The organism is Antarctobacter albus (genome assembly GCF_900101505.1).
GTDB classification, from domain to species: Bacteria; Pseudomonadota; Alphaproteobacteria; order Rhodobacterales; family Rhodobacteraceae; genus Antarctobacter; species Antarctobacter albus.
The window spans coordinates 470,816-495,948 of record NZ_FMZI01000001.1 but is presented as its reverse complement, the minus strand read 5'-3'; the positions used below and the strand labels follow the sequence as shown (position 1 = coordinate 495,948).

The following is a 25,133-nucleotide window of genomic DNA, read 5'->3' as shown; positions in this document are numbered from 1 at the left end:
GGAGACCGCAATGACATCTATCCTCGTCCTGAACGGACCTAACCTGAACCTGCTGGGCACCCGTCAGCCCGAAATCTACGGCCATACGACGTTGGCCGATGTCGAGGCGATGAGCATCGAACACGGCAAGGCGCGCGGGGTCGATGTGGTCTGCGCCCAGTCCAACCACGAGGGCGCGCTTGTGACCCACATCCAGGACGCCCGCGGCACACATGCCGGGATCGTGCTGAACGCGGGCGCCTATACCCACACCTCGATTGCCATGATGGACGCGATCAAAGGCGCCGAGATGCCGACCGTCGAACTGCACCTGTCGAATGTCCACGCGCGTGAGGAATTCCGCCACAAGTCCTTTATCGCGCCTGTCGCAATCGGAGTGATAGCAGGTTTCGGCGCAAACGGGTATAAACTGGCAATAGACGCACTGCTCGGCTTTCTGGAGACCCGGTGATGACACCTGAACTGAGAGATTACCTGATCGAGGTCACGAATGCCGAAGAGGTCCAGGACCTCTGGGAAAAGCACTGCGCCAAGATGGACAGTTACGGTTTTGACAGGCTGATCTACGGGTTCACGCGGTTCCTGACGGCGACCAGCTTTGGCGACCCGAACGATTTCATCGTACTGACCAACCACACGCCCGCCTATCGCAAGGGGTTTGTCGAGGATGGCCTTTACCGCCATGCCCCGATGGTTCGCTGGGCGCTCGAGAACGAGGGTCACTGCAGCTGGCGCGTAATGGCCGATCAGATCAACAAGGGGACGCTGGACGACAAGGCCGCCAAGGTCGTGGCCTTCAACCTCCAGCACAAGGTGCACGCCGGCTACACGATCAGCTTCCAGTCGGTCTCGCACCGGGCCAAGGGCGCGATCTCGCTGACCACGCGTCCCGAGATGAACCAGGACGAGGCGGATGCGGTCTGGGCGGAACACGGTCAGGACATCGTGCTGCTGAACAACCTCGTGCACCTCAAGATCCTCACCCTGCCCCTGCCCCTTGCCGGACAAAACCTGACACCGCGCCAGCGCGAGGCCTTGGAATGGGTTGGCGACGGCAAGACCATGCAGGACATTGCCCAGATCATGGGGCTGACGCAGGCCACGGTGGAAAAGCACCTGCGCCTGGCGCGTGAGACCCTGAACGTGGAAACAACGGCGCAGGCCGTCGCAAAGGCCGCGTTTCACAACCAGATGTACATCCTCGAAGCACAGTAACAGCGCACCTCGGGAAACCATGTAGTGGAAAGGCGTTAGTGTCTTCTCTCTGCGTGACTCCCGCGTGAATTTTTCCCTTTTACCCTTTGGTCAGGAAATCCGTACTTCCTTAACCTCGGGTAAATTGCGAATGTTCAAGCGTTCCGTGAGTGGTGGCTTTGGCCATGGAACGAAGGGGCCGCAACCCGCGTATTACCGGGCCCTGCGGAACCTCCGGTGCAAACCGGGCGCTGGTACGACGGGGGCAATTATCGCCTTCCGTCGGCCAGCATCCTTTCGGGGTCCCTGGATCTCATCCCCAATGTCTCAACCGGGGGCCCCGAATTTCCATTCAAATTGCAACCTATGCGGGATAATCGGCTGGCGCAAGCAAAGGTGCCGTCCTTTATCGAGCACCGGCAAGGCCCCGCCCATCCGCGCTGCATTCCCTGCAAAAGGCCAATGAAAAAGGCGCCGGACATCTGTCCGGCGCCTTTAGCGATTCGCAACGGGCAGAGATTCCCCCTGCCCTTTCAGGACAGTCTTAGCCCTGGGCGGCCTTGGCCACCTCGGCTGCGAAATCCTCTTCCTTCTTCTCGATGCCTTCGCCGACCTGCAGGCGGACAAAGCCGACGATCTCGGCGCCGGCGTCCTTGGCGGCCTGCTCGACGGTCTTGTCGGTGTCCAGGGCAAAGGCCTGACCCAGCAGCGTGACTTCGGCCATGAACTTCTTCATGCGGCCGACGATCATCTTCTCGATCACGGCGTCCGGCTTGCCCGATTCCTTGGCGATGTCGATCTGGACCTGCTTTTCCTTCTCGACCACGGCCGGATCCAGCGAGGCTTCGTTCAGGGCTGCGGGGTTCATGGCAGCGATGTGCATGCCGACCTGCTTGCCGAACTCTTCCGAACCGCCCTTCATGGCGACCAGCACGCCGATCTGGCCCATGCCGTCAGCGGCGGCGTTGTGGACGTAGGCCGCCACGACGTCACCTTCGACAGCAGCCATGCGGCGCAGCGACATGTTCTCGCCGATCTTGGCAACGGCGTCGGTGATGCGCTCTTCGACGGGCTTGCCGCCCATGTCAGCCGCTTTCAGCGCCTCGACGTCAGCCACGGTCAGCGCGGTTTCGGCGATGCCGGCAACCATCTGCTGGAACTCAGCGTTCTTGGCGACGAAGTCGGTTTCCGAGTTGACCTCGACGGCCACGCCCTTGCCACCGTCGACCTTGACGGCAACCAGGCCTTCTGCCGCGGTACGGCCGGATTTCTTGGCCGCCTTGGCCAGGCCCTTGGTGCGGAGCCAGTCGATGGCCGCGTCGAAGTCGCCGTCGGTTTCGGTCAGCGCCTTCTTGGCGTCCATCATGCCTGCGCCGGTCATTTCGCGCAGTTCTTTCACCTGTTTTGCAGTGATCGCCATGTCTTGGCTCTCCTCATCATCTTTTTGCAGGAGGTCGGGTGGCCCCGGCCGCCGGGACTACCTCCCGGGCCTTGGCCACCCCTCATGTCACGGACCTGTATCGTTTTTGCGACACGGGTCCCGGGGATCAGCCCTCGGCGTTCTCGCCCGCGTCGGCCAGCAGTTCCTCGGCCGGTGCGTCTTCGAGCGCGCCCAGGTCGACGCCTGCCGCTTCCATCTGGCCGGTCATGCCGTCCAGCGCCGCGCGGCTGACCAGATCGCAGTACAGCGCGATTGCGCGGGCCGCGTCGTCGTTGCCGGGGATGATGTAGTCAACGCCCTCGGGCGAGCAGTTGGTGTCGACCACGGCCACAACCGGGATGCCCAGCTTGTTGGCTTCGGCAACGGCCAGCTGTTCTTTCTTGACGTCGATGACGAACAGCATGTCCGGCACGCCGCCCATTTCACGGATCCCGCCCAGCGACGCCTGCAGCTTGGCCTGGTCACGCTCCATGTTGAGGCGCTCTTTCTTGGTGAGGCCTTCGGCGCCGCCTTCCATCTGCTCGTCGATTTCGCGCAGGCGGTTGATCGACTGCGACACGGTCTGCCAGTTGGTCAGCGTGCCGCCCAGCCAGCGGTGGTTCATGTAGTACTGCGCGCATTTCTCAGCGGCTTCGGCGATCGGCTGGGCAGCCTGACGCTTGGTGCCGACGAACAGGACGCGGCCGTTCTTGGCCACGCATTCGCGGATGGCGTTCAGGGCAGCGTCCAGCATCGGGACAGTCTGCGTCAGGTCCATGATGTGGATGCCGTTGCGCGCACCGTAGATGAACTCGCCCATGCGGGGGTTCCAGCGCTGCGTCTGGTGGCCAAAGTGAACGCCAGCTTCCAGCAGCTGACGCATGGTGAACTCGGGAAGAGCCATGCCTTCTATCCTTTCCGGTTTATATCCTCGGCGGGGGAATCACCCCGGATCAAGTCCGGGGCAACCGGTGGACCTTTGGGGATGTCTGTCCAATAGGCCCGCCCCCGCCTGCGGGGTTCGTGCCGCGCGCATTACAGCGGTTTCACAAGAGGCGCAAGGGGCAAAGGGCCAGGCCACGCTGGGGTTAACGAAAGATCCCGCCCAGGAAGCCCCAACCGCTGCTGTCCTCGATGGCTATGGGATCGGAATATCCGCCTGTCAGGTAGCCGGTGAACCCGTCGTCCACATCCATCTGGCGCAGGATCAAGGTGCCATATTCGGATGGCCAACCAACGCTCAGGGCCTGTGCTCCATCTGGCAAGGTGCCGACCAGGAACAGCCGGGATTCGCGAGGGAGCGAGACATCGGGGATCTCGTCCACCTGGATCTCTGTCACGCGCAGCGGCACATCTGTGCCGCCCACCCGGATCGTGACCCTGTCCAGCACATCCGCGGTTTCCGCCTCGATGCGTGACTTGAACGCATCGGCGGACAGCGCGCGCAACTTGTCGACGGCGTCCGAGCGATCGGTCTCATTGGTGTCCTCGACACCTTCCAGGTCGATCCCGGCCAGCACCGGTTCCATGCTCATGCGCAGAACCAGAGATACATGTCCATCCGGTGTCGTCAGATCGGCGATTGCCGGACGCACCTCATGCGCCTGTACCGCCCCAAACGGGACCAGAAGGACCAGAACTGTCAGAAAACCGCGTATCACTGGAAGCGTCCTCACCTGCTGCACGGCAGACAAGATGACGCGTTCCTGCCGCAGATCAAGCGGTCAGTGGCAAGGGCGGTGAAAAGGGCACCGCCCTGCCCTTTTGCTTCAGCCCAGCGCGTAGCCCGCGCCGCGCACCGTGCGCAGCGGATCGTTTCCGCCATGCTGGCACAGCGCCTTGCGCAGGCGCCCGATGTGGACATCCACGGTGCGGGTATCGACATAGATGTCGCGCCCCCAGACCCGGTCCAGCAATTGTTCGCGTGACCAGACCCGGCCGGGCTTTTCCATGAAGGTCGTCAACAGTCGGAATTCCGTCGGCCCCAGTTTCAGCGCCTTGCTGTTCCGGGTCACGCGGTGCGTCTCGCTGTCGAGAACGATATCCTCGTATTCCAGGCGCAGCCCAGCGGCGGCGGGACGCGCGCGGCGCAGTTGCGCGCGCACCCGGGCCATTAGCTCGATCACCGAGTAGGGTTTGACCACATAGTCATCCGCCCCGGTTTCAAGCCCGCGCACCCGGTCCACCTCTTCCGAGCGGGCCGACAGCATGATGATCGGCACGCTGCGCGTCTCGGGGCGGGTCTTGATCTGGCGACAGACCTCGATCCCCGAGACATTGGGCAACATCCAGTCCAGCACGATAATGTCCGGGCTTTCCTCGTCGATAAGCACCAGCGCCTCTTCGCCATTCTCGGCCCGCGTGACGCGGAACCCCTCGGCTTCGAGGTTGTAGGTCAGAACTTCCCGCTGCGCGGCTTCGTCCTCGACCACCAGAACAGTGGGCTGGTCTGCGGCCATGTGCTTAATCCCCGTCCTTGTCCATATCCGGTGCCAGGTCGGCATCCGTCGAGGTGCGATCCGCCTTTTCACGCGGTTCATCCGGCTTGCGGCCGGTGGTCAGGAACACCACCTGCTCGGCGATCGAGGTCACGTGGTCACCCATGCGTTCGATGTTCTTGGCGATGAAATGCAGGTGCATGCAGGCGGTGATGTTGCGCGGATCTTCCAGCATGAAGGTCAGGAATTCGCGGAACAGCGTGTTGTACATCTGGTCCACGTCCCGGTCGCGCTCGATTACGTCCTCGGCCAGGGCCTCGTCGCGCTGGATATAGGCATCCAGCGCGTCCTTGAGCATCAGTTCGACCTCGCGGGCCATGCGGCGCAACGAGGGTGCCGTGCCGCCGATGGCCTGCATCTGGACCAGCACGCCGGTCCGCTTGGCGATGTTCTTGCTGAGGTCGCCCATGCGTTCCAGGTTGGCCGACATGCGCATGACCGACAGGACGATGCGCAGGTCCGACGCGGTCGGCGCACGCAGCGCGATCACCCGGGCCGCCTCTTCGTTCAGGCTTTCCTCCAGCGCGTCGATGGCGGCGTCGTTGCGGCGCACCAGTTCGGCCAGTTCCTCGTCGCGGGTTTCCAGCGATTTGGCCGATTGCATGATGGCGGCTTCGACAAGCCCGCCCATCTTCATGATCTGGGCCTGGATACCTTCCAGGTCGCGGTCGAAGGCGCTGGCGATATGTTGTTTGAGTTCAGACATTAGCCGATCCGTCCCGTGATGTAGCTTTCCGTCCGGCTGTCCACCGGGTTGGTGAAAATCTTGCCGGTGTCGCCGAATTCCACGAGGTTGCCCAGATGGAAGAAGGCGGTTTTCTGGCTGACCCGCGCGGCCTGTTGCATCGAGTGGGTCACGATCACGACCGAGTAGTCCTGCCGCAATTCGTCGATCAGTTCCTCGACCTGGCTGGTCGCAATCGGGTCCAGCGCCGAACAGGGTTCGTCCATCAACAACACCTCGGGTTCTGTGGCGATGGCGCGCGCAATGCACAGGCGCTGCTGCTGTCCGCCCGACAGGCCGGTGCCCGGCGCGTCCAGCCGGTCCTTTACCTCGTCCCAGATGGCGCCGCGGCGCAGGCTCTTTTCGACGATCTCGTCCAGGTCCGCCTTGGACTTGGCCAACCCGTGGATGCGCGGGCCATAGGCGATGTTGTCATAGATCGACTTGGGGAACGGGTTGGGCTTCTGGAAAACCATGCCGACCTTGGCGCGCAGCTGCACCGGGTCGACCCGCTTGTCATAGATGTCCTCGCCATCAATCGAGATGTCGCCCTCGACGCGGCAGACGTCGATGGTGTCGTTCATCCGGTTCAGGCAGCGCAGGAAGGTCGACTTGCCACAGCCCGACGGACCGATAAAGGCCGTGACGGTCTTGTCCTCGATGTCACAGTCCACGTCCTTGATCGCGTGTGTGGTGCCATAATAGACCTGCACCTTGCGGGCGCTGATCTTGATGTCCTGCTGGTCCACGTCTCTCTCCGTATGCGGTGCGTCGTACATTGTTACTCTCCTAGATCCGCTGCCCGGGCCTTACCAGCGGCGCTCGAAACGGCGGCGCAGAATGATTGCGATGATGTTCATGGTCAGCAGGAAGATGAGCAGGATGATGATACCGCCCCAGGCCTTTTCGTAAAACGCCTGATCTGCGCGCGCGGCCCAGGTGTAGATCTGGGCAGGCATGGCCGAGTTCGGGTCGGTAAAGCCGCTGATGAACCCGTCCGGATAACCACGCGCGACGAAGCCGACCATGCCGATCAGCAAGAGCGGCGCGGTTTCCCCCAGCGCCTGCGCCAGGCCGATGATCGTGCCGGTCAGGATGCCGGGCATGGCCAGCGGCAGGACGTGGTGGAACACCGACTGCATCTTGGAGGCGCCAACCCCCAGCGCCGCATCGCGGATCGAGGGCGGCACCGCCTTGAGCGATGCACGGGTCGAGATGATGATCGTCGGAAGCGTCATCAGCGTCAGCACCAGGCCACCGACCAGAGGCGCGGATTGCGGCAGGTGCATGAACTGGATGAAGACGGCAAGGCCCAGGATACCGAAGACGATCGAGGGCACGGCGGCAAGGTTCGAGATGTTCACCTCGATCATGTCGGTCCAGCGGTTCTGCGGCGCGAATTCCTCGAGGTAGATCGAGGCCGCGACACCGATGGGCAGCGACAGGAACAGCACCACCAGCATCATGAAGAACGACCCCACGACAGAGGCACCGATACCGGCACCACCCGGGTTGTCCACGCCCGAGTCCGCCCCGGTGATGAACCCCCAATCAAAGGCCGAATGCACGATCCCGGCCTCGGCCAGGGCATCGACAAGGTCCAGGTCCGCCAATGTGAGAAAGCGGCTGTCCTGGAGGGTCTCTCGCTGAACGCGGCCCTTGAAATAACCGTCCACGCGCGAGGAGGCGTTCAGCTTGAAAGCAACCTCCTGGCCCAACTGATCGGGGTTGGCGGTGTAGTATTCCCGCAGTGTGCCGCCGATCTTGCCCATGATCCGTTCGATGGCCGCCTCGTCAAAGGCCACCTGGACATTCTCGGCCTCCAGCTTTTTCTGCAGGGCGGTGATGAAGTAGCCGGAATAGGCCTTGGTCTTGAACAGCTGGCCCTCGGCCTCGTCGAACTGTTCCTGCGTCAGGGTAAAGTTGACGTCGACCACGGTGGTGGTGAAGGCCGGCAGGCCCGAACGGACAATCGAGAAGGCCAGGACAGCCAGAAAGAACAGGCCGGTGGCAATGGCGGCGATCCCGTAGGCCTGGAACCGTTTTTCCGCCGCGTTGCGCTTTTTCGTCCGCGCATCTTCGCTCACCAGCGAGGTCTTTGCCCGGCGCGGCCGGGGCGTATCCATGCTTGCGTCGGTCATTAGTCGTACTGCTCCCGGTATTTGCGCACGATGTAGAGGGCGAAGACGTTCAGCCCCAGCGTCATGATGAAGAGGGTCATGCCCAGGGCGAAGGCCACCAGCGCCTCTGGCGAGGCAAAGTCGCTGTCGCCGGTCAGTTGGCTGACGATCTTGGCGGTCACGGTGGTCATGGCCTCGAAGGGATTGAGGCTGAGCCGGGCGGCGGCCCCTGCCCCCAGCACCACGATCATGGTTTCGCCGATGGCGCGCGAGGTCGCCAGAAGGACGGCGCCGACGATGCCCGGCAGGGCGGCGGGCAGGATCACCTGCTTGATGGTCTCGGACTTGGTCGCGCCCAGCCCGTAAGAGCCGTCGCGCATCGCCTGGGGCACCGCGTTGATGATGTCATCTGACAGCGAGCTGACGAAGGGGATCAGCATGATGCCCATTGCCAGACCCGCGGTGATGACCGCACGCTGGCCACCCATCCAGCCGGTTCCGTCGGGGCCGAAGACGCTCAGCAGCATCGGGCCGATGGTCAGCAGCGCGAAGAGACCGTAGACAATGGTCGGGATACCGGCCAGCACCTCGAGCATCGGCTTGGCAAAGCTGCGCACCGGCTTGGAGGCATATTCCGACAGGTAGACGGCGGCGAAGAGACCAATCGGCACCGCCACGATCAGCGCCACCAGCGAGATGTAGAACGTCCCCCAGAGCAGCGGCAGGACACCCAGCTCGGACCCGCCGCCAAAGGAAGGCGCCCAGGTCAGCGATCCAAAGAACTCGGAGGCCGGGTAAAGGCGGAAGAACTCGATGGTGTTGAAGATCAGCGACAGGACGATCCCGACCGTGGTCAGCACGGCGATGGAGGCCGCCGCGATCAGCAGCGCCATCACGCTTTTTTCGACGACGTTGCGGGCGCGAAAGTCCTTATTGGTTTCGCGCAGGCCCCAGAAGACCCCCAGCAGCGCGACCAGGATGACCACGCCCGACATGATCATGTTGCCGGTGGCGTTGATCACCCGGTATTCCTGCGCCGCGCGCAGCACCGGCTGGGTGATCTGGGTGGTCACGATCTGGCCGGCCTCCTTGAGGCGGGTGGTCACATCGGTGAAATCGGCGCGGGCGTTGCGGGCGAACTCTTCGGAGATCGCCCCTTGGGCAACCGCGTTGTCCAGCCCGTCTGCCGCGCGGCGCACCTCAGCCAGCACAAGGCCGCGGCTGGACCCGTCGGCAATCGCACTATCGGGGATCATGCCGGAAACGACGCCGTTCACGTAGAACGGCTGGGCCACGAGCCAGACGACCATCAGCAACATGGCCGGAACGACCGCCTTCAGCGCCACGTTCGACCCGTAATAGGTCGGAAGCGAGTGCAGGTGCCGGCTGTCGCCCCCGGCGCTTTGCATCGCGCGGGTCCGGCCGAGAATAAACCCGGCGGCCGCCAGCGCGAGCACGATCACGATGAGCCAGATAACAGGCATGTGCCCCCCGAAGTCAGGAATGGTGGTAAAGGTCCTAAAAGGAAGGGGGGCGGCGGAATATGCCGCCCCCACAGGCGTCAGGTGCAAACACCCCCGGAGGGATGGATTACATGCCTTCGCCCATCACGACTTCGTCGGCGACCATCTGCTGGGTCTTGGCCAGCTCGGGGTCGGACACCAGGCCGTAGTTGGCGAGCGGGCCGGAGGGGCCTGCCAGCTCGTCGGCGACGAAGAACTGGGCGTACTCTTTCAGGCCGGGGATCACGCCGATGTGGGCTTTCTTGACGTAGAAGAACAGCGGACGCGACACCGGGTATTCACCCGAGGCGATGCTCTCGGTCGAGGGCATGACGCCCGACATGGTGGCGACCTTCAGCTTGTCGGTGTTGTTCTCGTAGAACGCCAGGCCGAACACGCCGATGCCGTGCGCGTTGGCGTCGATCGAGGCCAGGGTCTCGGTGTAGTCGCCGTCGATGTCGACCGAACGACCGTCGGTGCGGACCATCAGGCAGGCGTCCTCGGCGTCGTCCTCGGACATGCCGGCAGCGATCATCGCGTCGTGGGCGCCGGTGGCTTCACAGCCGGCCGCGATCACTTTTTCTTCGAACACTTCACGGGTGCCGTGCTTGGTGCCCGGGATGAAGGCGAGGATCTCGGCGTCCGGCAGGTCGGCGTTGAACTCGTTCCACTTGGAGTAGGGGTTGTCGACCAGCTCGCCGTCGACCACGACCTTCGGCGCCAGGGCGTTGAAGATGTCGGAGGGCGTGAAGGCGGTGTAGGCCGGGCCATCTGCCTGCGAGGCGAAGACGATGCCGTCATAGCCGATGCGGACTTCGATGATGTCGGTCACGCCGTTTTCGGCACAGGCCTTGATCTCTTTTTCGCGGATGGCGCGCGATGCGTTGGCGACGTCGATGGTGTTCTCGCCCACGCCTTCGCAGAAACGCTTGAGGCCAGCGGAGGAGCCGCCCGATTCAACGACCGGCGTCGGGAAGTCGGTGTTGGCACCGAACGCTTCTGCAACGATCGAGGCATAGGGCAGAACGGTCGAGGAACCGGCAACCTGGATGTTGTCACGGGCAACGGCTGCGGTGGCCGAAACGGCTGCGATCGCCAGGGTCGAGGCGGTCAGTTTAGCGAATTTCATGGATAGCTCCCTGAACTTAGGAATCAGTCATCCCCACGATGACCTTGGCCCGGACCGCTAAAGGCCCCGCGCTATGGTTTTGTGACGCTTGGGTAACAGTTTTATGACACCAGCCATTTAGGGCCGATCAACCTCCTGTCAGGGCTGACGAATCAAACTCACCCGGCGGATCGTGACCGAAGGCAACAGGCCGGACCCGACGTCAGCAAGGACCAAGCGCCGCAAGGCCCTGTTACATTCGGGGCATGAAAAAGCCCCCCGAATCGAACGGAGGGCCGTTGGGGAGCTTCTGTCGGACCGGGTCAGCCCACGGGCAGGATGATCGTGAATCGGGTGCCCATCCCCTTTTCGCTCTCGATCCGCAGACGTCCGCGATGGCGGTTCACTATATGCTTGACGATCGCCAGGCCCAGACCCGTGCCGCCCATCTCGCGCGAGCGGTGGTTGTCGACCCGGTAGAACCGTTCGGTCAGGCGCGGCAGGTGGATCGGGTCGATCCCCGCGCCGCTGTCCTCGACGACCAGCGTCACCCCCTGGCCTTGCAGGCGCGGGACATAGTCCGGGGCCGTCAGGCGCACCGTGACCGTGGTGCCCTCACCGCTGTACTTGATGCCGTTCTCGATCAGGTTGGTCAGGACCTGGCGCAACTGGTCCTCGTCACCGGGCACCATCACGCGGCGCCCTTCTGGCAGATCATGGGCCAGGGTCACGCTGTTGTCCGCCGCCATCGGTGTCAGGCCCTGGATCGTCGACAACACCAGTTCTGCAAGGTCCAGCCGCGAGGTCGGGCGCACGCGCTCTTCGGCCTCGACCCGGCTCAGAGACAGAAGATCGCCGACAAGGCGGTTCATCCTGTGGGCCTCGGCCTCCATGATGCCCAGAAACCTCTGTTGCCCGGCAGGGTCGTTCCGGGCGGGCCCCCTCAGGGTTTCTATGAAACCGATCAGGGCGGTCAGCGGCGTGCGCAGTTCATGGCTGACATTGGCGACGAAGTCGCGCCGCATCTGCACCAGCTGATGCGCATGGGTCACGTCCTCGAACGAGACCAGGACACTGCCACCTGTGGGCAGATCCACTGGCCGGACGGACACGCGAAAGGTGGTGTCCTGACGACCGTCGTTGCCAAGGTACTCGGTCGCGCGCGGCGCCCGGTCGCGCAGGCAGTTCTCGATCGCGTCCAGCAATTGCGGCTGCCGCAGCGCGGTCAGGAAATGCCGCCCCCCGATACCCGCCCCCAACAGGGCGCGGGCCGGTTCGTTTGCCGCCTCGATCCTCTCGTCGCTGCGGATCACCAGGGCGGGCATCGGCACCGCGTCGACGAAACCGGCGACGAAGTCGGACATCAGGCGGTGCCTCTTGCGGCGGCAAGCCCGTCGGCGAAACAGGCGATCAGCGCCTCGGGGTCTTCAAGGCCTACCGAGACGCGGAAGAACCCCTCGGACACACCCATCCTTGCCCGCGCTTCGGGCGTCAGGGCCCGGTGCGAGGACGAGGCGGGATGCGACAGCGTGGTGCCCACGTCACCCAGGGTGGGCGCAAAGGCGATGCCGCTCGCGGCCTCGGCAAAGGCATTGGCCGCCGCGCGCCCGCCCTCGATTTCAAAGCTGACCATGTGGCCGCCCTGCCCCTTCAGCAGCGATTGCGCGCGCGCCGCCTCGGGGTGATCGGGCCGTGTGGGATACAGCACGCGCTTCACCCCCTCGGCGCCCGAAAGGTAGTCCGCCAGCCGTTGCGACGTGTCCTGCGCGCGCGCGTAGCGCAGCGCAAAGGTCGCAAGGCCCCGTTCGGCCAGCCAGCAATCAAAGGGACTGGGTGTCATGCCCGTGGTGACGGCAAAGATGCGCATCCGCTCGGCCAGCGCCGGATCCTTGGCAGCGACCCAACCAAGGGTGGCGTCGGAATGGCCAGCCAGCAGCTTGGTCACCGAGTGGAGAACGATGTCGGCCCCGTGTTCGAAGGGCCGGATGCCCAGCGGCGTGGTAAAGGTGTTGTCCACCACCAGCAGCACGCCACGCTCTGCGCAGACCTCTGCCACGGCGTCCAGATCGGCAATGCGGATGGTTGGGTTCGAGACCACCTCGATCAGCACCAGTCGGGTTTCAGGGCGGATCGCCTCGGCCACTGCGGTCGCGTCCGTGGCATCCACCAAAGAGGTCGCGATCCCCAGGCGTGGCAGATCCTCGGCCATCATGCGCAGCGACCGACCGTACAGCTGGTCGGCGCCGATGACGTGATCGCCGGTCTTGCACAGCCCCAACAGGACCGCGCTCACCGCCGCCATGCCGGACCCCACCACCAGCCCGCCGGTGGCGCCTTCCAGCGCGTCGATACGCTGCGCCAGGACATCGGCGTTAGGATGCCCTTCACGGGCGTAGGTATAGCCGGTCTCTCGGCCCTCGTACTGCGAATCCAGTTCGTCCGGCGAGGTCGAGGCATAGACCACCGATGGCGCAATCGGAGAAACCACAGGCGTGGACAGCGATGCGGGCCAACCGGCTGGACGTTGCAGGGTTTTCTTCATGTCTGATGGTTCCTTCTGTCTGCGCCGGCGATGCTTAGCCCATCGCCCCGGCGCCGTCGATAGCCCCGGAACGCCATCGCCCTCCGCGGCCCGTCCGCCAGGACATATTCCAAAATTCGTTCCCCCTATCCCAAAGCAGAATTGACGGGTACGTCGAAGGCTGTATCAGAACCGTTGGCCTCCAGGTGCGGGGGAGTTAGTAACCAGGGATCAGGTCATGTGGACACCCAAGCCAGACGCAGCCGAACTCGTCTCGACCACGGACCCGCAGGCCGAAGCGATCTACCAGGCCGGACTGGACCGCATCACCAACCTGTTCTGGGCGCGCGACTGGGACCAGCTGGCCGATTGTATCGCTGTGCCAAACCGGATTGGCGCCCCGGACACGGAACGCGTCTTTGCCACGCTGGATGAATGGATCGTCACCGCAAAGGCCGCGCGCGAGACTTTTGCCCAGATCGGCGCCACGGAATATCACAGGCTGGGCCGGGCGGCCCGGTTCACCGATGAAGCACGCACCCGCATCATCGGCCTGCATGAAACCTATATCCTGCGCGGGTCGGCCTTTGCCATGCCCGCTTATCGCGCCTTTATGATGATGCGGCAGGAGGCGGACGGCAACTGGCGGTCGAACGGGCTTTATTCTGAACAGCGCGATACAACGCTGCCCACGATCCACGCCGAACGGCTCAAGCCGCTTTCGCGCTGAAACCGGCTCAGACCGGTTTCATGCCTGCGGCGAAACGGGCCGCGTTGGCCTGGTAGCCAAGGGCGGATTTCTTCAGGCCTTCTATGGCTGCCTCGTCCAGCTGGCGCACGACCTTGCCCGGCATCCCCATGACCAGGCTGCCGTCCGGGATTTCCTTGCCCTCGGTCACCAGCGCGCCGGCACCGATCAGGCAGTTCTTGCCGATCCTGGCCCCGTTGAGGATCGTCGCCCCCATGCCGATCAGCGTGTTGTCCCCGATGGTACAACCGTGCAGCATGACTTTGTGGCCGATGGTACAGCCCTTGCCGATAACCAGCGGATATCCCATGTCGGTGTGGCAGACCGTGTTCTCCTGCAGGTTCGAGCCTTCGCCGACACGGATTTCCTCGTTGTCGCCGCGCAGGGTGCAGCCGAACCAGACCGAGGATTTCGCCTCCATCACCACCTTGCCGATCAGGTTGGCATCCGGCGCCACCCAGGCATCCGCGGCCAGTTCCGGGGCGATCCCGTCCAGTGCATACAGGGTCATGACAGTTCCTCGAATTCGGTTTGCAGGTGCCGGACGTGTTCGACCAGCGCGGGCTGTTGCGATCGCCGCAGGCGGGTTGCGGTGACGATGGTCTTCAGCCGCTCAAAGGTGGCGTCCAGGTCATCGTTGACCAGAACGAAATCATAGCCATCCCAATGGCTGATCTCGTCCCAGCTTTTCTGCATCCGCTTGGCGATCACCTCGGGCGCATCCTGTCCCCGGCTGACCAGCCGGCGGTGCAGTTCCTCGATCGACGGCGGCAGGATGAAGACTGACAGCGTATGCTGCCCAAGCGCGGAGTTGCGGATCTGCTGCGCGCCCTGCCAGTCGATGTCGAAGAGCACGTCACAGCCCTGTCCGATGGCCTCTTCGACCGGCGCGCGCGGACTGCCGTAGAAATTGCCGAACACATGCGCGTGTTCCAGCATCCCCTGCTCGGCAACCGACCGCTTGAAGCTTTCCTCGGTCATGAAGTGGTAATGCTCGCCGTCCACCTCGCCCGGGCGCGGCTTGCGAGTCGTGGCCGAGACCGAAAAGCGCAAGGACGGGTCCCAGTCCAGCAGGCGCCGCGACAGGGTGGATTTGCCCGCGCCCGAGGGTGAGGACAGGATGATGAGCAACCCGCGGCGGGTCATGTCGGGCGTCATGGTCAGGCTCACTCCACGTTCTGGACCTGCTCGCGCATCTGGTCGATCACGGTTTTCAGCGCCAGGCCCGCGCGAGTCAGGCGCGTGTCGCCGGATTTCGAACAGAGCGTGTTGGCCTCGCGGTTGAACTCCTGCATCAGGAAATCGAACTTGCGGCCCACCGCGCCCTTGACCTCCAGCAGCTCGTGCGCGGCGGCGATATGGGCGCGCAGCCGGTCGATTTCCTCGGTGATGTCGGATTTCACCGCGATCAGCGCCAGTTCCTGCGCCAGTCGCGCCTCGTCGACACCGTCGGCATTCTCGGTCACTCGGCGCAACTGGTCGCGCAGGCGCTCGGCCTGATGCGGTTGTCGCTCGGCCACGGCGGCCTCGGCCTCGTCCACGAGGCCGGTGATCTCGTCCAGTTGCTGGGTCAGGATACGGGCGAGTGCGGTGCCTTCGGACCGGCGCATGGCGACAAAGCTGTTCAGGGCCATGTCGAAATCCGCCAGAAGCGCGGTGCACAGCGCCTTGGGATCGGCCTCCGGTACCTCGGCGGTCAGAACACCGCGCAGGGCCACGATCTCGGCCGCGGTCGAGGGCGCCAGCGACAGGCCCTTGTCCATCGCGTCGCTTTCGATCCGTTGCATCGCGGCCAGAACGGCGGCCAGCTGCGCCTCGTCGATCCGCAGACCGCCCGCTGTCTCTTCCGCCGCCAGCTTCAGCGAGATCTGCACGTTCCCGCGCTTCAGGCGCTCGGCACAGCGCGACCGAACACCCGCTTCCAGCCCGTCGATCCCATCCGGCATGCGCAGGCGCAGGTCCAGCCCCTTGCCGTTGACCCCGCGCAATTCCCAGGTCCAGCTGCGGCCAAGACCCTGGCCGTTCTGGCTGGCGAACCCCGTCATGGATTGCCGCATCTCGCCTCTCCCCTCGTGTTGACAAAGGGGGTATCGGCAGACGCGTCCGGGCGCAAGCACCCTGCCCGTTCGTTAACCTTCGGTTCAGAATTGGGACGAATTTGAAGCGAACCTCTGATAGTAATGTTTTCGTAACCTTGATTAAGCAGGCTTGGTGGCAGGGGGCCCCGCCATGCTGCACCGGACGACAGGAGCATTGGCATGTTGGGCAAAGGCGGTAGCGGCGAGGACGTCGTTTCGATGACGGATCGGGAAAAGATGCGGCGGCTGGCGCCGCTGCGGCAGGTCGAGGCGTATTGGCATGGCCTATGCGCCCGGGATGCCGTGCCGCTACGCAGCCAGATCGATCCGCGCGGCATGGAAGACGCGCTGGAAAACGCCTTTCTCATGGAACGCATCGCGCCGACGATGGCTAAGATCCGCGTAGCGGGCTCGCATCTCAACGACCTGATGGGCATGCAGATCGCCGGGATGCCCCTGTCCAGCCTGATCGCACCCGCCGACCGCGAGCGGTTTGGCCAGGCGGTGGCAGAGCTATTCGCCGGCCCCTGCATCGTCCGCATAGACCTGACCGCCGAGGGCGGTTTCGGCAAGCCGGACATGGAGGCCAACATGGTCCTCCTGCCGCTGCGCTCGGATTTCGGCGACCAGACCCGTGCGCTGGGCGCCCTGGTCAGCCACGGACGGATCGGCCGCACGCCGCGTCGCTTCGTAATGCGCAATGTCGAGGTGACACCAGCCCTGACGGGACAGGACATCGTCCCGGCGGATCGCCCCGAGGACATGGCCCCGGCGTTGCGCGAGGACCCGGCACGCTTTGCCCCCCGCACCAGTGCGCCTGCCGACAGCCTGCGCGCGCCGATCACGGAACGCGGCCACCTCAAGCTGATCGTCAGCAACGACTGAGACCTTCCCTCAAAACCCGTCGGGCGCCAAAAAGCGAACCGCTCCAAAGGAAACGCCCCCGCAGTCTCCTGCGGGGGCGTTCCTCATTTCGGGGCTGTCAGCCGCCTCACGCGCTGGCAGCTTCCTTTGCCTTCTCGCGGCGCGCCACCAGTTCCTCGGCCACGAGGAAGGCCAGTTCAAGCGACTGCGACGCGTTGAGGCGCGGATCGCAGGCGGTGTGGTAGCGATCGGACAGATCCTCTTCGGTCACTTCGCGCACGCCGCCGGTGCATTCCGTCACGTCGAGGCCGGTCATCTCGAAATGCACGCCGCCCGGGGTCGTGCCCTCGGCCTCGTGGATCGAGAAGAACTCGCGCACTTCGCGCAGGATCGAGTCGAAGGGACGCGTCTTGTAGCCGGTGGCCGACTTGATGACATTGCCGTGCATCGGGTCGCAGACCCAGGTCACGTTGGCGCCTTCTTCCTGAACGGCCTTGATGAGACGCGGCAGGTTCTCGCCCACCTTACCGGCGCCGAACCGCGCGATCAGGGTCAGCTTGCCTTCCTCGTTCTTCGGGTTCAGACGCTGCATCAGCACCTTGAGGTCCTCGGCCGTGGTCGTCGGCCCGCACTTGAGCCCCACGGGGTTCAGCACACCCCGCGCGAATTCCACATGCGCGCCGTCCGGCTGCCGCGTACGGTCGCCGATCCAGATCATGTGACCCGACCCCGCCAGCCAGTTGCCAGAGGTCGAATCCCGGCGGCACAGCGCCTCTTCGTATTCCAGCAACAGCGCCTCGTGCGAGGTGTAGAACTCCACCGTCGACAGGCTGTGCGCCTGGGCGCCGGTCACGCCAGCCGCCTTGATGAAGTCCAGCGTGTCGGAAATCCGGCCGGCCATCTCGCGGTACTTCGACGCCTTCTCACCCTCGGTAAAGCCCAGCGTCCACTGGTGCACCTGGTGTACGTCGGCATAGCCCCCGGTCGAAAAGGCCCGCAGCAGGTTCAGCGTGGCGGCTGCCTGGGTGTAGGCGCGCAGCATCTTCGACGGGTCCGGAATGCGCGACTCGGGGGTGAAGGCCAGCTCGTTGATGATGTCGCCACGGTAGCTGGGCAGCTCGACGCCATCCTTCACCTCGGTGGGCGCAGAGCGCGGCTTGGCGAACTGGCCCGCCATGCGGCCCACCTTCACCACCGGCACCTTGGCGCCGTACGTCAGCACCATCGCCATCTGCAGCATCACCTTGAAGGTGTCGCGGATCGCATCGGCAGAGAACTGGTCAAAGCTCTCGGCGCAATCGCCGCCCTGCAGCAGGAAGGCCTCACCGCGTCCGGCGGCGGCCAGGTGGTTCTTGAGCGTGCGCGCCTCACCGGCAAAGACCAGCGGCGGATACTTGGCCAGCTGCGCCTCGACGGCATGCAGGGCCTCGGCGTCCGTATACTCGGGCATCTGAACCCGCGGCTTGGCACGCCAGTTCGATTTCTGCCACTCGGTCATCTGTTCTCTCCGGTTGATCGTTTCGAGCGCTAACGGAAAGGCTGTATACTCTGCGCCAGTTCGCGTGACCAGCCGTGTTTTTCGCGACATGTCTTGACGCTGCTGGCCACATCTGCCCATGTGCTTCGACACATCTGCGGTCCGGCAACCGCAGCACGATCAGGAAGGTGACATCTCATGTTTCCCCCGCCTCAGCGCCAGGTCATCGAACTCGACTCCGTTCCGGCCAAGCCCCGCCGCTTCGTCTTTGTCCTTCTCGACAATTTCACGCTGCTGTCCTTTGCGGCGGCACTGGATTGCCTGCGACTGGCCAACCGCATGTCCCAGAAGAAGCTGTATGAATGGCGGATCGTCGGCGAAGGCGGCGTAACGGCCAGATGTTCCACCGACACGGTCTTTCAGCTCGACGGCGACCTGGACGAGTTGCACCGCGAGGACACCATCGTGATCTGCGGCGGGTCCGACGTGCAGAAGGCGACTTCGAAACGCCTGGTCAGCTGGCTGCGCCGCGAGGCGCGCAAGGGGCTGGTGATCGGCGGGCTCTGCACCGCGGCCTACAGCCTGGCCAAGGCCGGGCTGCTGGATGGCAAGCGGGCGACGATCCACTGGGAAAACCAGGACAGTTTCTCGGAAGAATTCGACGAGGTGGACCTGACGAAGTCGGTCTTTACCATCGACGGCAACCGGCTGACCACGGCGGGCGGCACCTCGTCCATCGACCTTTTCCTGCAGATCATCGCCAATGACCACGGCGAGGAACTCGCCACGGCAGTGGCCGACCAGCAGATCTATTCCTCGATCCGCACCGACCAGGACACCCAGCGCCTGAGCGTGCCAACCCGCATCGGCGTGCGCCACCCCAAGCTGAGCCAGGTCATCCAGATGATGGAAAGCAACATCGAGGAACCGATCAGCCCGGCGGTGCTGGCCAAGGAGGTGGGCATGTCCACCCGCCAGCTCGAGCGTCTGTTCCGGCGTTACCTCAACCGCTCGCCCAAGCGCTATTACATGGAGTTGCGTCTGCAAAAGGCGCGCAACCTGCTGATGCAGACGGAAATGAGCGTGATCAACGTGGCGCTGGCCTGTGGCTTTGCCTCGCCCTCGCATTTCTCGAAATGCTACCGCGCGCATTACAAGACCACGCCCTACCGGGAACGCGGGGCCCAATCCTCGCGCCTGTCGGTGTGATCCGGACCGCGCGCCTGCTGTTGCGGCGGGCGCGGCCCACGGACCTGGAACCGCTGCACGCGGTACTGTCGCACCCGGGGGCCATGCGCTACTGGTCACACCCCGCACATGACGACATCACGCAGTCGCTTGGCTACCTGCAGGGTCTCATGGAGGACCGTCCCGACAGCTTTGACCTGGTGATCGAGCATCAGGGCCGCTGCATCGGCAAGGCGGGAATGTGGCGGGCGCCGGACTTCGGCTATATCCTGCATCCCGATCACTGGGGCAAAGGGCTGGCCTTTGAGGCGCTGTCGGCGATCCTACCGGAACTGGCCCGGCACCGGCCACACCTGCCAAAGCTGACCGCCGAGATCGACCCGCGCAACCTGGCCTCTGGCCGGCTGCTGGAGAAACTGGGATTTACGCACCTGCGCACCGAAGAGAAGAACTTTCTCTACGGCGGCTGGGAATGGTGCGACAGCGCCTACTACGAACGCGCCCTGCCCTGACCTCACCTAGAGGTGTTTTTCAAAGAAAACATCCGGATATGGGTCGTCATTGAAGCGCGGAATCTCGGTCCAGCCGGACTTGCGGTAAAAACGGACGGCCTCCGGCAGGGCGCTGTTGGTGTCCAGCCGCAGGGTCCCGATTCCCAACCCGCGCGCCTCATCCTCGATCGCACGCATCAGGAGACCCGCCAGCCCCATGCGCCGGGCCGATGGGGCAACCCAGACCCGTTTGACCTCGGCATAGCCCTTGTCCGTGCCCTTCAGCCCGGCGCAGCCGATGGCCATGCCGTCCAGTACCGCCAGCAGAAAGGCGCCTCGCGGCGGTTCCATGTCCCGCGCCTCCGGGTCAGCGGAAAGATTTACGTCGAACCCGCCGGAAAACCGATGCGCCAACTCTCCGTAGTAGGTCGCAAGACATTGCTGCGCGCGCGGGTCCGACGGGGGCACGCGCTGGATCGCGGTGCGGTCGAACCCCAGCGCGGTGGCGACAAGATCCATCGCCTGCAACAGCGCCTCGGGATGCGGATGGCGGGACAGGATTGCGCCCGCCTGTTGATCCGAGAGCGCCTCGTATTCTGCGAACTCCACCTCGCCGGCGGGGGTCAGGGCGGCGCTTCGGCGGCGCGCATCGTTCTCCGATGCCGTGACCGTGACCAGCCCTTCGTCCTCAAGCCCCCGCAGGAGGCGGCTCATCAGACCGGAGTCCAACTTGAGATGCGCCCGGATCTCGGCCACGTCCGACACCCCGTTGCCGATCGCATGCAGGACACGCGCAGGGCCAAGCGGGCGTCCACGGCCCAGGAAAGAGGAATCCAGTGCTCCGACCTCGGAGGTGACGGCGCGATGGAAACGGCGGGTTCGGGCGATGGCGTCGATGGTCATTCCGGCCTCGGAGGAGTTATTTTACTGACTTTTGTCAGACACCATCCCGGACGTCCACAGGAAAACGGCCCCAAAGCCTGTTCGGGACCGTCACCCCCTGTCCCGAACGACCTCAACCGCCGGGCGAGGGCACGATCCGGTAAAGCGCGCCGTTGCCGACGCTGAGGAACCACAATGCGCCGTCCGGCCCCTGGTCGAGGTCACGGACCCGCAGGGTCTCGTCGCTTTCGATCCGTTCGACCTCGGCCAGCGGATCACCGGACAGGCGCGAGATGTAGTTGAATTTCAACGACCCGATAAATGCATTGCCGGCCCAATCAGACACACTGCCATCATAGAATGTCATGCCAGAAGGCGCGATCGAGGGGTCCCAGTAGTAGACAGGCTGCGCCATCCCTTCTTTCTGCGTGCCCTCGCCGATCGTGCTACCGTTGTAATTGACACCGTAAGAGATCACCGGCCAGCCGTAGTTCGTGCCTGCCGCAATGCGGTTCACCTCGTCGCCGCCACGGGCCCCATGTTCCACGGCCCAGAGCTGTCCCGTTCCGTCCAGCGCGGCGCCCTGCGGGTTGCGGTGGCCATAGGACCAGATCTCGGGCTGCGCGCCGTCGGCGTCGACAAAGGGATTGCCCGGCGCGGGGGCGCCGTCGCGGGTGATGCGCAGGACAGAGCCATTGTGCATCGAGAGATCCTGCGCCTTGGGTCCATCGCCCCGGTCGCCCACGGTGACAAAGAGATACCCGTCTTCGGCTTCGACAAGGCGCGAGCCGAAATGCCGTCCGCCGCGCGTGCCCTCGGCGATCTCGAATATGGTTTCGCCATCCTCCAGCCGGGTGCCATCCTCGGACAGGCGCGCCTTGAACACGGCGGTTCCGGCGCCCCGGCCCTGCTGACGGGCGTAGGTAAAGAATAGCTCTCGGCTGGTTTCGAAATCACGCGGCACCATGACGTCCAGCAGCCCACCCTGCCCGCTGTCCACCACGTCCGGCGTGCCCTCGACCACCTCCGAGCCGCCATCGCGGATCAGCAAGAGCCGTCCGGCGCGCTCGGTCACGAGGATTCCCCCGTCCGGCAGGAAGTCGAAGGCCCAGGGGATGTCCAGACCCTCGACCACTGGCAGGATGTCCATTGGCCCCGCCTCTGTCTGGATCGGCGATGCCTGCAGGGCACCCCCCAGCCCGATCACGCTACCTGCCAGGATTGCCACCAGTGAATTCCGTCTCATCGCGCTACTCCTATTCCCCAAGGCGGGAACACCCGGACAACGAATTGGTTCCGTGACAGCGCGTTGCCATACTGACTTGGCGTCCGCCGCCCCGAGTTCCGCGCGTGGGGCCTTTTCTTTTCGGAAAACGATGCTTAGGCTTCCGCCAGGACATCAAGATCCAACATGGGAGTTATCAAATGAAGAAATTGCTGATGGCCACGACGGCTGCCGCTCTGACCGCTTCGGCTGCTTACGCCGAAAGCCACGCGAGCGAAGCCAAGATCGGTATCATCCTCGGTTTCACTGGTCCGATTGAATCCATCACACCGGCAATGGCCGATGCCGCCGAACTGGCGATTTCCGAAATCAACGAGTCGGGCAAGTTCCTGGACGGCGTCACGCTGGCCCCGGCCCGTGCGGACTCGACCTGCATCGACGCAGCCGCGGCCACCGCTGCGGCGGAACGCCTGGTTTCCGAAGGCGTCGTTGGCATCATGGGTGCCGACTGTTCCGGCGTGACCGGCGCGATCCTGTCGAACGTGGCCCTGCCGAACGGCATCCCGATGGTTTCGCCCTCGGCGACCTCGCCGGCGCTGTCGACCGCCGAAGACAACGGCCTGTTCTTCCGCACCGCCCCGTCGGATGCGCGCCAGGGCGCCGTCATCGCGGAAATCCTTGCCGAGAAGGGCATCACCGAAGTCGCGGTGACCTACACCAACAACGACTACGGCAAGGGCCTGGCAGACGCGTTCGCCTCGGCTTTCGACGGCACCGTGACCCTGTCGGCACCGCATGACGACGGCAAGGCCGACTACTCGGCCGAGATCGGCGCGCTGGCCTCGGCCGGTGGCCAGGCCCTCATGGTCTTCGGCTACACCGACCAGGGTGGCAAGGGCATCATCCAGGCCTCCTACGACACCGGTGCATTCGACACCTACGTGATGGCGGACGGCATGTTCGGCTCCAACCTGTTCTCGGAACTCTCCGACGCGCTTGAAGGCTCCTACGGCACCGTGCCCTGGGCGACCGGCGCAGGCGCAGAAGCCTTCGAGACGATCACCGCCGCCGCTGGTGTCGATCCCACCAGCTCGTTCACCCGCGAGTCCTATGACGGCGCGGCGCTGATGGCGCTGGCGATGATGAAGGGCGGCGCTGCCACCCCCGACGCCATCGCAGCCAACCTGATGGACGTGGCCAACGCCCCCGGCGAGCCGATCCTGCCGGGTGAACTGGCCAAGGCGCTGGAAATCCTCGCAAACGGCGGCGACATCGACTACGTCGGCGCCTCGGGCGTGGAACTGATCGGCCCGGGAGAAGCCGCCGGCACCTACCGCCACTACACCATCACCGATGGCGCGGCGGAAACCGTCGAGTTCAAGTAACCGACACGATGCAAAAGAGCAGCAGGGCCAGGCCCCGCTGCTCTTCCTGCTTTACGGGGGTGCCGTTCGCGGCACCGCCATTCGGGGGCTATCCAATTGATAAAGGTGGACAACCTGCACCGTCATTTCGGTGCCTTCCGGGCCGTTGACGGCGCCTCGCTAGAGATTGCCACGGGATCAATCACCGGGCTGGTGGGGCCGAACGGCGCGGGCAAGACGACGCTGTTCAACGTGATCGCGGGCGCCCTGCCGCCGACCAGCGGCACCGTCACGATGGACGGTGAGGACATCACCGGGCTGCCGCCGCACGAACTGTTCCACAAGGGCCTGCTGCGCACCTTCCAGATCGCGCATGAATTCCACTCGATGACCTGCCGCGAGAACCTGATGATGGTGCCGGGCGGACAATCGGGCGAGACGCTGTGGAACACCTGGTTCGGCCGCAAGCGCATCGCCGACGAGGAACGCGCCCTGCGGGCCAAGGCCGACGAAGTGCTCGACTTCCTGACCATCTCTCACCTGGCCGATCACCCGGCGGGCGCGGTGTCCGGCGGACAGAAAAAACTGCTGGAACTGGGCCGAACCATGATGGTGGACGCCAAGATCGTCTTCCTCGACGAGGTCGGCGCCGGGGTGAACCGGACCCTGCTGAACACCATCGCGGACACCATCGTGCGGCTCAACCAGGAGCGCGATTACACCTTCTGCGTGATCGAGCACGACATGGATTTCATCGGCCGCATCTGCGACCCTGTCATCGTCATGGCAGAGGGCAAGAAGCTGGCCGAGGGCACGCTGGACGAGATCAAGGCCAACGAACAGGTCATCGAGGCCTATCTGGGCACCGGGCTCAAGAACAAGGACCAGGTGGCAACCGTATGAGCGACAACCCATACCAGAACGACCGCGGCAACAAGGACGCCTCGATCACCAAGCCGGGCCAGCGTAGCGAGATCGACCCGACCCGCCGGTCCGGCCCAATGACCGATGCCCCGGGCGGGCCTTTCCTGATCGGCGACACGATGACCGGCGGCTATGGCAAGGGGCCGGACATCCTGCACGACTGCACCATCGCCGTGGACAAGGGTGAAATCGCGGTGATCGTCGGCCCCAATGGCGCCGGCAAATCCACGGCGATGAAGGCGGTCTTCGGCATGCTCGACGTCCGCTCGGGCGCGGTGCGGCTGGACGGGCACGACATCACCCAGCTGACACCGCAGGACCGGGTGGCGCAGGGCATGGGGTTCGTGCCGCAGACCTCGAACATCTTCACCTCGATGACCGTCGAGGAAAACCTGGAGATGGGCGCCTTCATCCGGCTGGACGATTTCTCGGGCACGATGGAACAGGTCTACGAGCTGTTCCCGATCCTCAAGGAAAAGCGCCGCCAGCCGGCGGGTGAACTCTCGGGCGGTCAGCGTCAGCAGGTGGCCGTGGGCCGTGCGCTGATGACCCAGCCCAAGGTGCTGATGCTGGACGAACCCACCGCCGGCGTCAGCCCCATCGTGATGGACGAGCTGTTCGACCGGATCATCGAGGTGGCCCGCACCGGCATTTCGATCCTGATGGTGGAACAGAACGCACGCCAGGCGCTCGAGATCGCCGACAAGGGCTATGTCCTCGTGCAGGGGCGGAACGCCTATACCGGGACGGGCAAGGAACTGCTGGCCGATCCCGAGGTGCGCAAGAGCTTTCTGGGGGGCTGAGG

26 protein-coding genes are annotated in these 25,133 nt (G+C 64.4%); 9 read left to right on the top strand and 17 right to left on the bottom strand.

Annotated elements, in window-relative coordinates; genetic code table 11:
* The first annotated feature begins 10 nt into the window (after window positions 1–10).
* Together aroQ and BLQ71_RS02380 are read left to right on the top strand one after the other, a co-directional pair.
* On the top strand, window positions 11–451 hold the full coding sequence (gene aroQ, locus BLQ71_RS02385) for a type II 3-dehydroquinate dehydratase (protein ID WP_069208320.1): 441 nt from the start codon (window positions 11–13) through the stop codon (window positions 449–451).
* Entirely contained in the window at window positions 451–1,215 is a 765-nt protein-coding gene (locus BLQ71_RS02380; protein WP_043138900.1) for a helix-turn-helix transcriptional regulator, read from the top strand. The genes aroQ and BLQ71_RS02380 overlap by 1 nt, the downstream gene beginning before the upstream one ends.
* Before the next feature lie 523 nt (window positions 1,216–1,738).
* Here the strand turns inward: BLQ71_RS02380 and tsf are convergent.
* The 11 genes from tsf to BLQ71_RS02325 form a co-directional block, all read right to left on the bottom strand.
* Entirely contained in the window at window positions 1,739–2,614 is an 876-nt protein-coding gene (tsf, locus tag BLQ71_RS02375; protein ID WP_043138904.1) for a translation elongation factor Ts, read from the bottom strand.
* Window positions 2,615–2,741: 127 nt separating this feature from the next.
* Window positions 2,742–3,518 (bottom strand): 30S ribosomal protein S2, encoded by a 777-nt coding sequence (gene rpsB / locus BLQ71_RS02370; RefSeq protein WP_043138907.1) that lies wholly within the window; start codon window positions 3,516–3,518, stop codon window positions 2,742–2,744.
* 184 nt (window positions 3,519–3,702) lie between these two features.
* Window positions 3,703–4,275 carry a hypothetical protein gene (locus tag BLQ71_RS02365; protein WP_074620566.1) on the bottom strand — a complete coding sequence of 191 codons (573 nt, stop codon included), beginning with the start codon at window positions 4,273–4,275 and terminating at the stop codon, window positions 3,703–3,705.
* Window positions 4,276–4,383: 108 nt separating this feature from the next.
* Window positions 4,384–5,073, bottom strand: a complete 690-nt coding sequence (phoB, locus tag BLQ71_RS02360; protein WP_043138909.1) for a phosphate regulon transcriptional regulator PhoB — start codon at window positions 5,071–5,073, stop codon at window positions 4,384–4,386.
* Window positions 5,074–5,077: 4 nt separating this feature from the next.
* On the bottom strand, window positions 5,078–5,818 hold the full coding sequence (phoU, locus tag BLQ71_RS02355; protein WP_043138912.1) for a phosphate signaling complex protein PhoU: 741 nt from the start codon (window positions 5,816–5,818) through the stop codon (window positions 5,078–5,080).
* Entirely contained in the window at window positions 5,818–6,615 is a 798-nt protein-coding gene (gene pstB / locus BLQ71_RS02350; protein ID WP_043138914.1) for a phosphate ABC transporter ATP-binding protein PstB, read from the bottom strand. The genes phoU and pstB overlap by 1 nt, the downstream gene beginning before the upstream one ends.
* 30 nt (window positions 6,616–6,645) lie before the next feature.
* Complete coding sequence (pstA, locus tag BLQ71_RS02345) at window positions 6,646–7,977, bottom strand: phosphate ABC transporter permease PstA (protein WP_074620565.1); 1,332 nt, start codon at window positions 7,975–7,977, stop codon at window positions 6,646–6,648.
* Window positions 7,977–9,440: a phosphate ABC transporter permease subunit PstC gene (gene pstC, locus BLQ71_RS02340; protein WP_043138919.1), complete on the bottom strand. Its 1,464-nt coding sequence runs from the start codon at window positions 9,438–9,440 to the stop codon at window positions 7,977–7,979. Before pstC ends, pstA begins: the two co-directional genes overlap by 1 nt.
* A gap of 106 nt (window positions 9,441–9,546) precedes the next feature.
* The gene (locus BLQ71_RS02335) at window positions 9,547–10,587 is read right to left on the bottom strand and encodes a substrate-binding domain-containing protein (protein WP_074620564.1); all 1,041 of its coding nucleotides are present in this window, start codon (window positions 10,585–10,587) and stop codon (window positions 9,547–9,549) included.
* 302 nt (window positions 10,588–10,889) lie between these two features.
* On the bottom strand, window positions 10,890–11,930 hold the full coding sequence (locus tag BLQ71_RS02330; protein ID WP_043138923.1) for an ATP-binding protein: 1,041 nt from the start codon (window positions 11,928–11,930) through the stop codon (window positions 10,890–10,892).
* Complete coding sequence (locus tag BLQ71_RS02325) at window positions 11,930–13,108, bottom strand: trans-sulfuration enzyme family protein (RefSeq protein WP_074620563.1); 1,179 nt, start codon at window positions 13,106–13,108, stop codon at window positions 11,930–11,932. Before BLQ71_RS02325 ends, BLQ71_RS02330 begins: the two co-directional genes overlap by 1 nt.
* Window positions 13,109–13,325: 217 nt before the next feature.
* On the opposite strand from BLQ71_RS02325, the gene BLQ71_RS02320 reads away from it, so the two are divergent.
* A complete protein-coding gene (locus BLQ71_RS02320; protein ID WP_069208325.1) occupies window positions 13,326–13,817 on the top strand; it encodes a hypothetical protein in 492 nt (163 codons plus the stop codon).
* Window positions 13,818–13,824: 7 nt separating this feature from the next.
* Here BLQ71_RS02320 and BLQ71_RS02315 read toward each other — a convergent pair whose 3' ends face one another.
* From BLQ71_RS02315 to BLQ71_RS02305, 3 genes are read right to left on the bottom strand one after another with little or no spacing between them, the layout of a single operon-like run.
* Window positions 13,825–14,346: a gamma carbonic anhydrase family protein gene (locus BLQ71_RS02315; protein ID WP_043138930.1), complete on the bottom strand. Its 522-nt coding sequence runs from the start codon at window positions 14,344–14,346 to the stop codon at window positions 13,825–13,827.
* Window positions 14,343–14,993, bottom strand: coding sequence for a guanylate kinase (gmk, locus tag BLQ71_RS02310; RefSeq protein WP_373286049.1), 651 nt, complete (start codon window positions 14,991–14,993; stop codon window positions 14,343–14,345). Before gmk ends, BLQ71_RS02315 begins: the two co-directional genes overlap by 4 nt.
* Before the next feature lie 8 nt (window positions 14,994–15,001).
* A complete protein-coding gene (locus tag BLQ71_RS02305) occupies window positions 15,002–15,892 on the bottom strand; it encodes a YicC/YloC family endoribonuclease (RefSeq protein WP_083342122.1) in 891 nt (296 codons plus the stop codon).
* 201 nt (window positions 15,893–16,093) lie between these two features.
* On the opposite strand from BLQ71_RS02305, the gene BLQ71_RS02300 reads away from it, so the two are divergent.
* Entirely contained in the window at window positions 16,094–16,798 is a 705-nt protein-coding gene (locus BLQ71_RS02300; RefSeq protein WP_074620562.1) for a PAS domain-containing protein, read from the top strand.
* Window positions 16,799–16,904: 106 nt separating this feature from the next.
* Here BLQ71_RS02300 and BLQ71_RS02295 read toward each other — a convergent pair whose 3' ends face one another.
* Window positions 16,905–18,275 (bottom strand): class II 3-deoxy-7-phosphoheptulonate synthase, encoded by a 1,371-nt coding sequence (locus BLQ71_RS02295; protein ID WP_069208327.1) that lies wholly within the window; start codon window positions 18,273–18,275, stop codon window positions 16,905–16,907.
* 177 nt (window positions 18,276–18,452) lie between these two features.
* Between BLQ71_RS02295 and BLQ71_RS02290 the strand changes: the two genes are divergently transcribed.
* Window positions 18,453–19,463 carry a GlxA family transcriptional regulator gene (locus tag BLQ71_RS02290; protein WP_043138938.1) on the top strand — a complete coding sequence of 337 codons (1,011 nt, stop codon included), beginning with the start codon at window positions 18,453–18,455 and terminating at the stop codon, window positions 19,461–19,463.
* Window positions 19,460–19,954, top strand: coding sequence for a GNAT family N-acetyltransferase (locus BLQ71_RS02285; protein ID WP_074620561.1), 495 nt, complete (start codon window positions 19,460–19,462; stop codon window positions 19,952–19,954). Before BLQ71_RS02290 ends, BLQ71_RS02285 begins: the two co-directional genes overlap by 4 nt.
* Window positions 19,955–19,960: 6 nt before the next feature.
* Here the strand turns inward: BLQ71_RS02285 and BLQ71_RS02280 are convergent, their stop codons facing one another.
* Together BLQ71_RS02280 and BLQ71_RS02275 are read right to left on the bottom strand one after the other, a co-directional pair.
* Complete coding sequence (locus BLQ71_RS02280) at window positions 19,961–20,836, bottom strand: bifunctional helix-turn-helix transcriptional regulator/GNAT family N-acetyltransferase (protein ID WP_043139154.1); 876 nt, start codon at window positions 20,834–20,836, stop codon at window positions 19,961–19,963.
* A 112-nt stretch (window positions 20,837–20,948) separates the two neighbouring features.
* Window positions 20,949–22,061, bottom strand: coding sequence for a PQQ-dependent sugar dehydrogenase (locus BLQ71_RS02275; RefSeq protein ID WP_074620560.1), 1,113 nt, complete (start codon window positions 22,059–22,061; stop codon window positions 20,949–20,951).
* A 179-nt stretch (window positions 22,062–22,240) separates the two neighbouring features.
* On the opposite strand from BLQ71_RS02275, the gene BLQ71_RS02270 reads away from it, so the two are divergent.
* From BLQ71_RS02270 to BLQ71_RS02260, 3 genes are all read left to right on the top strand, one after another.
* Window positions 22,241–23,425: an ABC transporter substrate-binding protein gene (locus BLQ71_RS02270; protein ID WP_043138944.1), complete on the top strand. Its 1,185-nt coding sequence runs from the start codon at window positions 22,241–22,243 to the stop codon at window positions 23,423–23,425.
* Between the two features lie 96 nt (window positions 23,426–23,521).
* Window positions 23,522–24,307, top strand: a complete 786-nt coding sequence (locus BLQ71_RS02265) for an ABC transporter ATP-binding protein (protein ID WP_043138946.1) — start codon at window positions 23,522–23,524, stop codon at window positions 24,305–24,307.
* Window positions 24,304–25,131: an ABC transporter ATP-binding protein gene (locus tag BLQ71_RS02260; RefSeq protein WP_074620559.1), complete on the top strand. Its 828-nt coding sequence runs from the start codon at window positions 24,304–24,306 to the stop codon at window positions 25,129–25,131. Before BLQ71_RS02265 ends, BLQ71_RS02260 begins: the two co-directional genes overlap by 4 nt.
* Window positions 25,132–25,133 lie beyond the last annotated feature (2 nt).

Coding starts and splice junctions, on each gene's coding strand:
- aroQ (WP_069208320.1), top strand. CDS start 11: ATGACATCTATCCTCGTCCTGAACGGACCTAACCTGAACCTGCTGGGC.
- BLQ71_RS02380 (WP_043138900.1), top strand. CDS start 451: ATGACACCTGAACTGAGAGATTACCTGATCGAGGTCACGAATGCCGAA.
- tsf (WP_043138904.1), bottom strand. CDS start 2,614: ATGGCGATCACTGCAAAACAGGTGAAAGAACTGCGCGAAATGACCGGC.
- rpsB (WP_043138907.1), bottom strand. CDS start 3,518: ATGGCTCTTCCCGAGTTCACCATGCGTCAGCTGCTGGAAGCTGGCGTT.
- phoB (WP_043138909.1), bottom strand. CDS start 5,073: ATGGCCGCAGACCAGCCCACTGTTCTGGTGGTCGAGGACGAAGCCGCG.
- phoU (WP_043138912.1), bottom strand. CDS start 5,818: ATGTCTGAACTCAAACAACATATCGCCAGCGCCTTCGACCGCGACCTG.
- pstB (WP_043138914.1), bottom strand. CDS start 6,615: ATGTACGACGCACCGCATACGGAGAGAGACGTGGACCAGCAGGACATC.
- pstA (WP_074620565.1), bottom strand. CDS start 7,977: ATGACCGACGCAAGCATGGATACGCCCCGGCCGCGCCGGGCAAAGACC.
- pstC (WP_043138919.1), bottom strand. CDS start 9,440: ATGCCTGTTATCTGGCTCATCGTGATCGTGCTCGCGCTGGCGGCCGCC.
- BLQ71_RS02335 (WP_074620564.1), bottom strand. CDS start 10,587: ATGAAATTCGCTAAACTGACCGCCTCGACCCTGGCGATCGCAGCCGTT.
- BLQ71_RS02330 (WP_043138923.1), bottom strand. CDS start 11,930: ATGTCCGACTTCGTCGCCGGTTTCGTCGACGCGGTGCCGATGCCCGCC.
- BLQ71_RS02325 (WP_074620563.1), bottom strand. CDS start 13,108: ATGAAGAAAACCCTGCAACGTCCAGCCGGTTGGCCCGCATCGCTGTCC.
- BLQ71_RS02320 (WP_069208325.1), top strand. CDS start 13,326: ATGTGGACACCCAAGCCAGACGCAGCCGAACTCGTCTCGACCACGGAC.
- BLQ71_RS02315 (WP_043138930.1), bottom strand. CDS start 14,346: ATGACCCTGTATGCACTGGACGGGATCGCCCCGGAACTGGCCGCGGAT.
- gmk (WP_373286049.1), bottom strand. CDS start 14,993: ATGACGCCCGACATGACCCGCCGCGGGTTGCTCATCATCCTGTCCTCA.
- BLQ71_RS02305 (WP_083342122.1), bottom strand. CDS start 15,892: ATGCGGCAATCCATGACGGGGTTCGCCAGCCAGAACGGCCAGGGTCTT.
- BLQ71_RS02300 (WP_074620562.1), top strand. CDS start 16,094: ATGTTGGGCAAAGGCGGTAGCGGCGAGGACGTCGTTTCGATGACGGAT.
- BLQ71_RS02295 (WP_069208327.1), bottom strand. CDS start 18,275: ATGACCGAGTGGCAGAAATCGAACTGGCGTGCCAAGCCGCGGGTTCAG.
- BLQ71_RS02290 (WP_043138938.1), top strand. CDS start 18,453: ATGTTTCCCCCGCCTCAGCGCCAGGTCATCGAACTCGACTCCGTTCCG.
- BLQ71_RS02280 (WP_043139154.1), bottom strand. CDS start 20,836: ATGACCATCGACGCCATCGCCCGAACCCGCCGTTTCCATCGCGCCGTC.
- BLQ71_RS02275 (WP_074620560.1), bottom strand. CDS start 22,061: ATGAGACGGAATTCACTGGTGGCAATCCTGGCAGGTAGCGTGATCGGG.
- BLQ71_RS02270 (WP_043138944.1), top strand. CDS start 22,241: ATGAAGAAATTGCTGATGGCCACGACGGCTGCCGCTCTGACCGCTTCG.
- BLQ71_RS02260 (WP_074620559.1), top strand. CDS start 24,304: ATGAGCGACAACCCATACCAGAACGACCGCGGCAACAAGGACGCCTCG.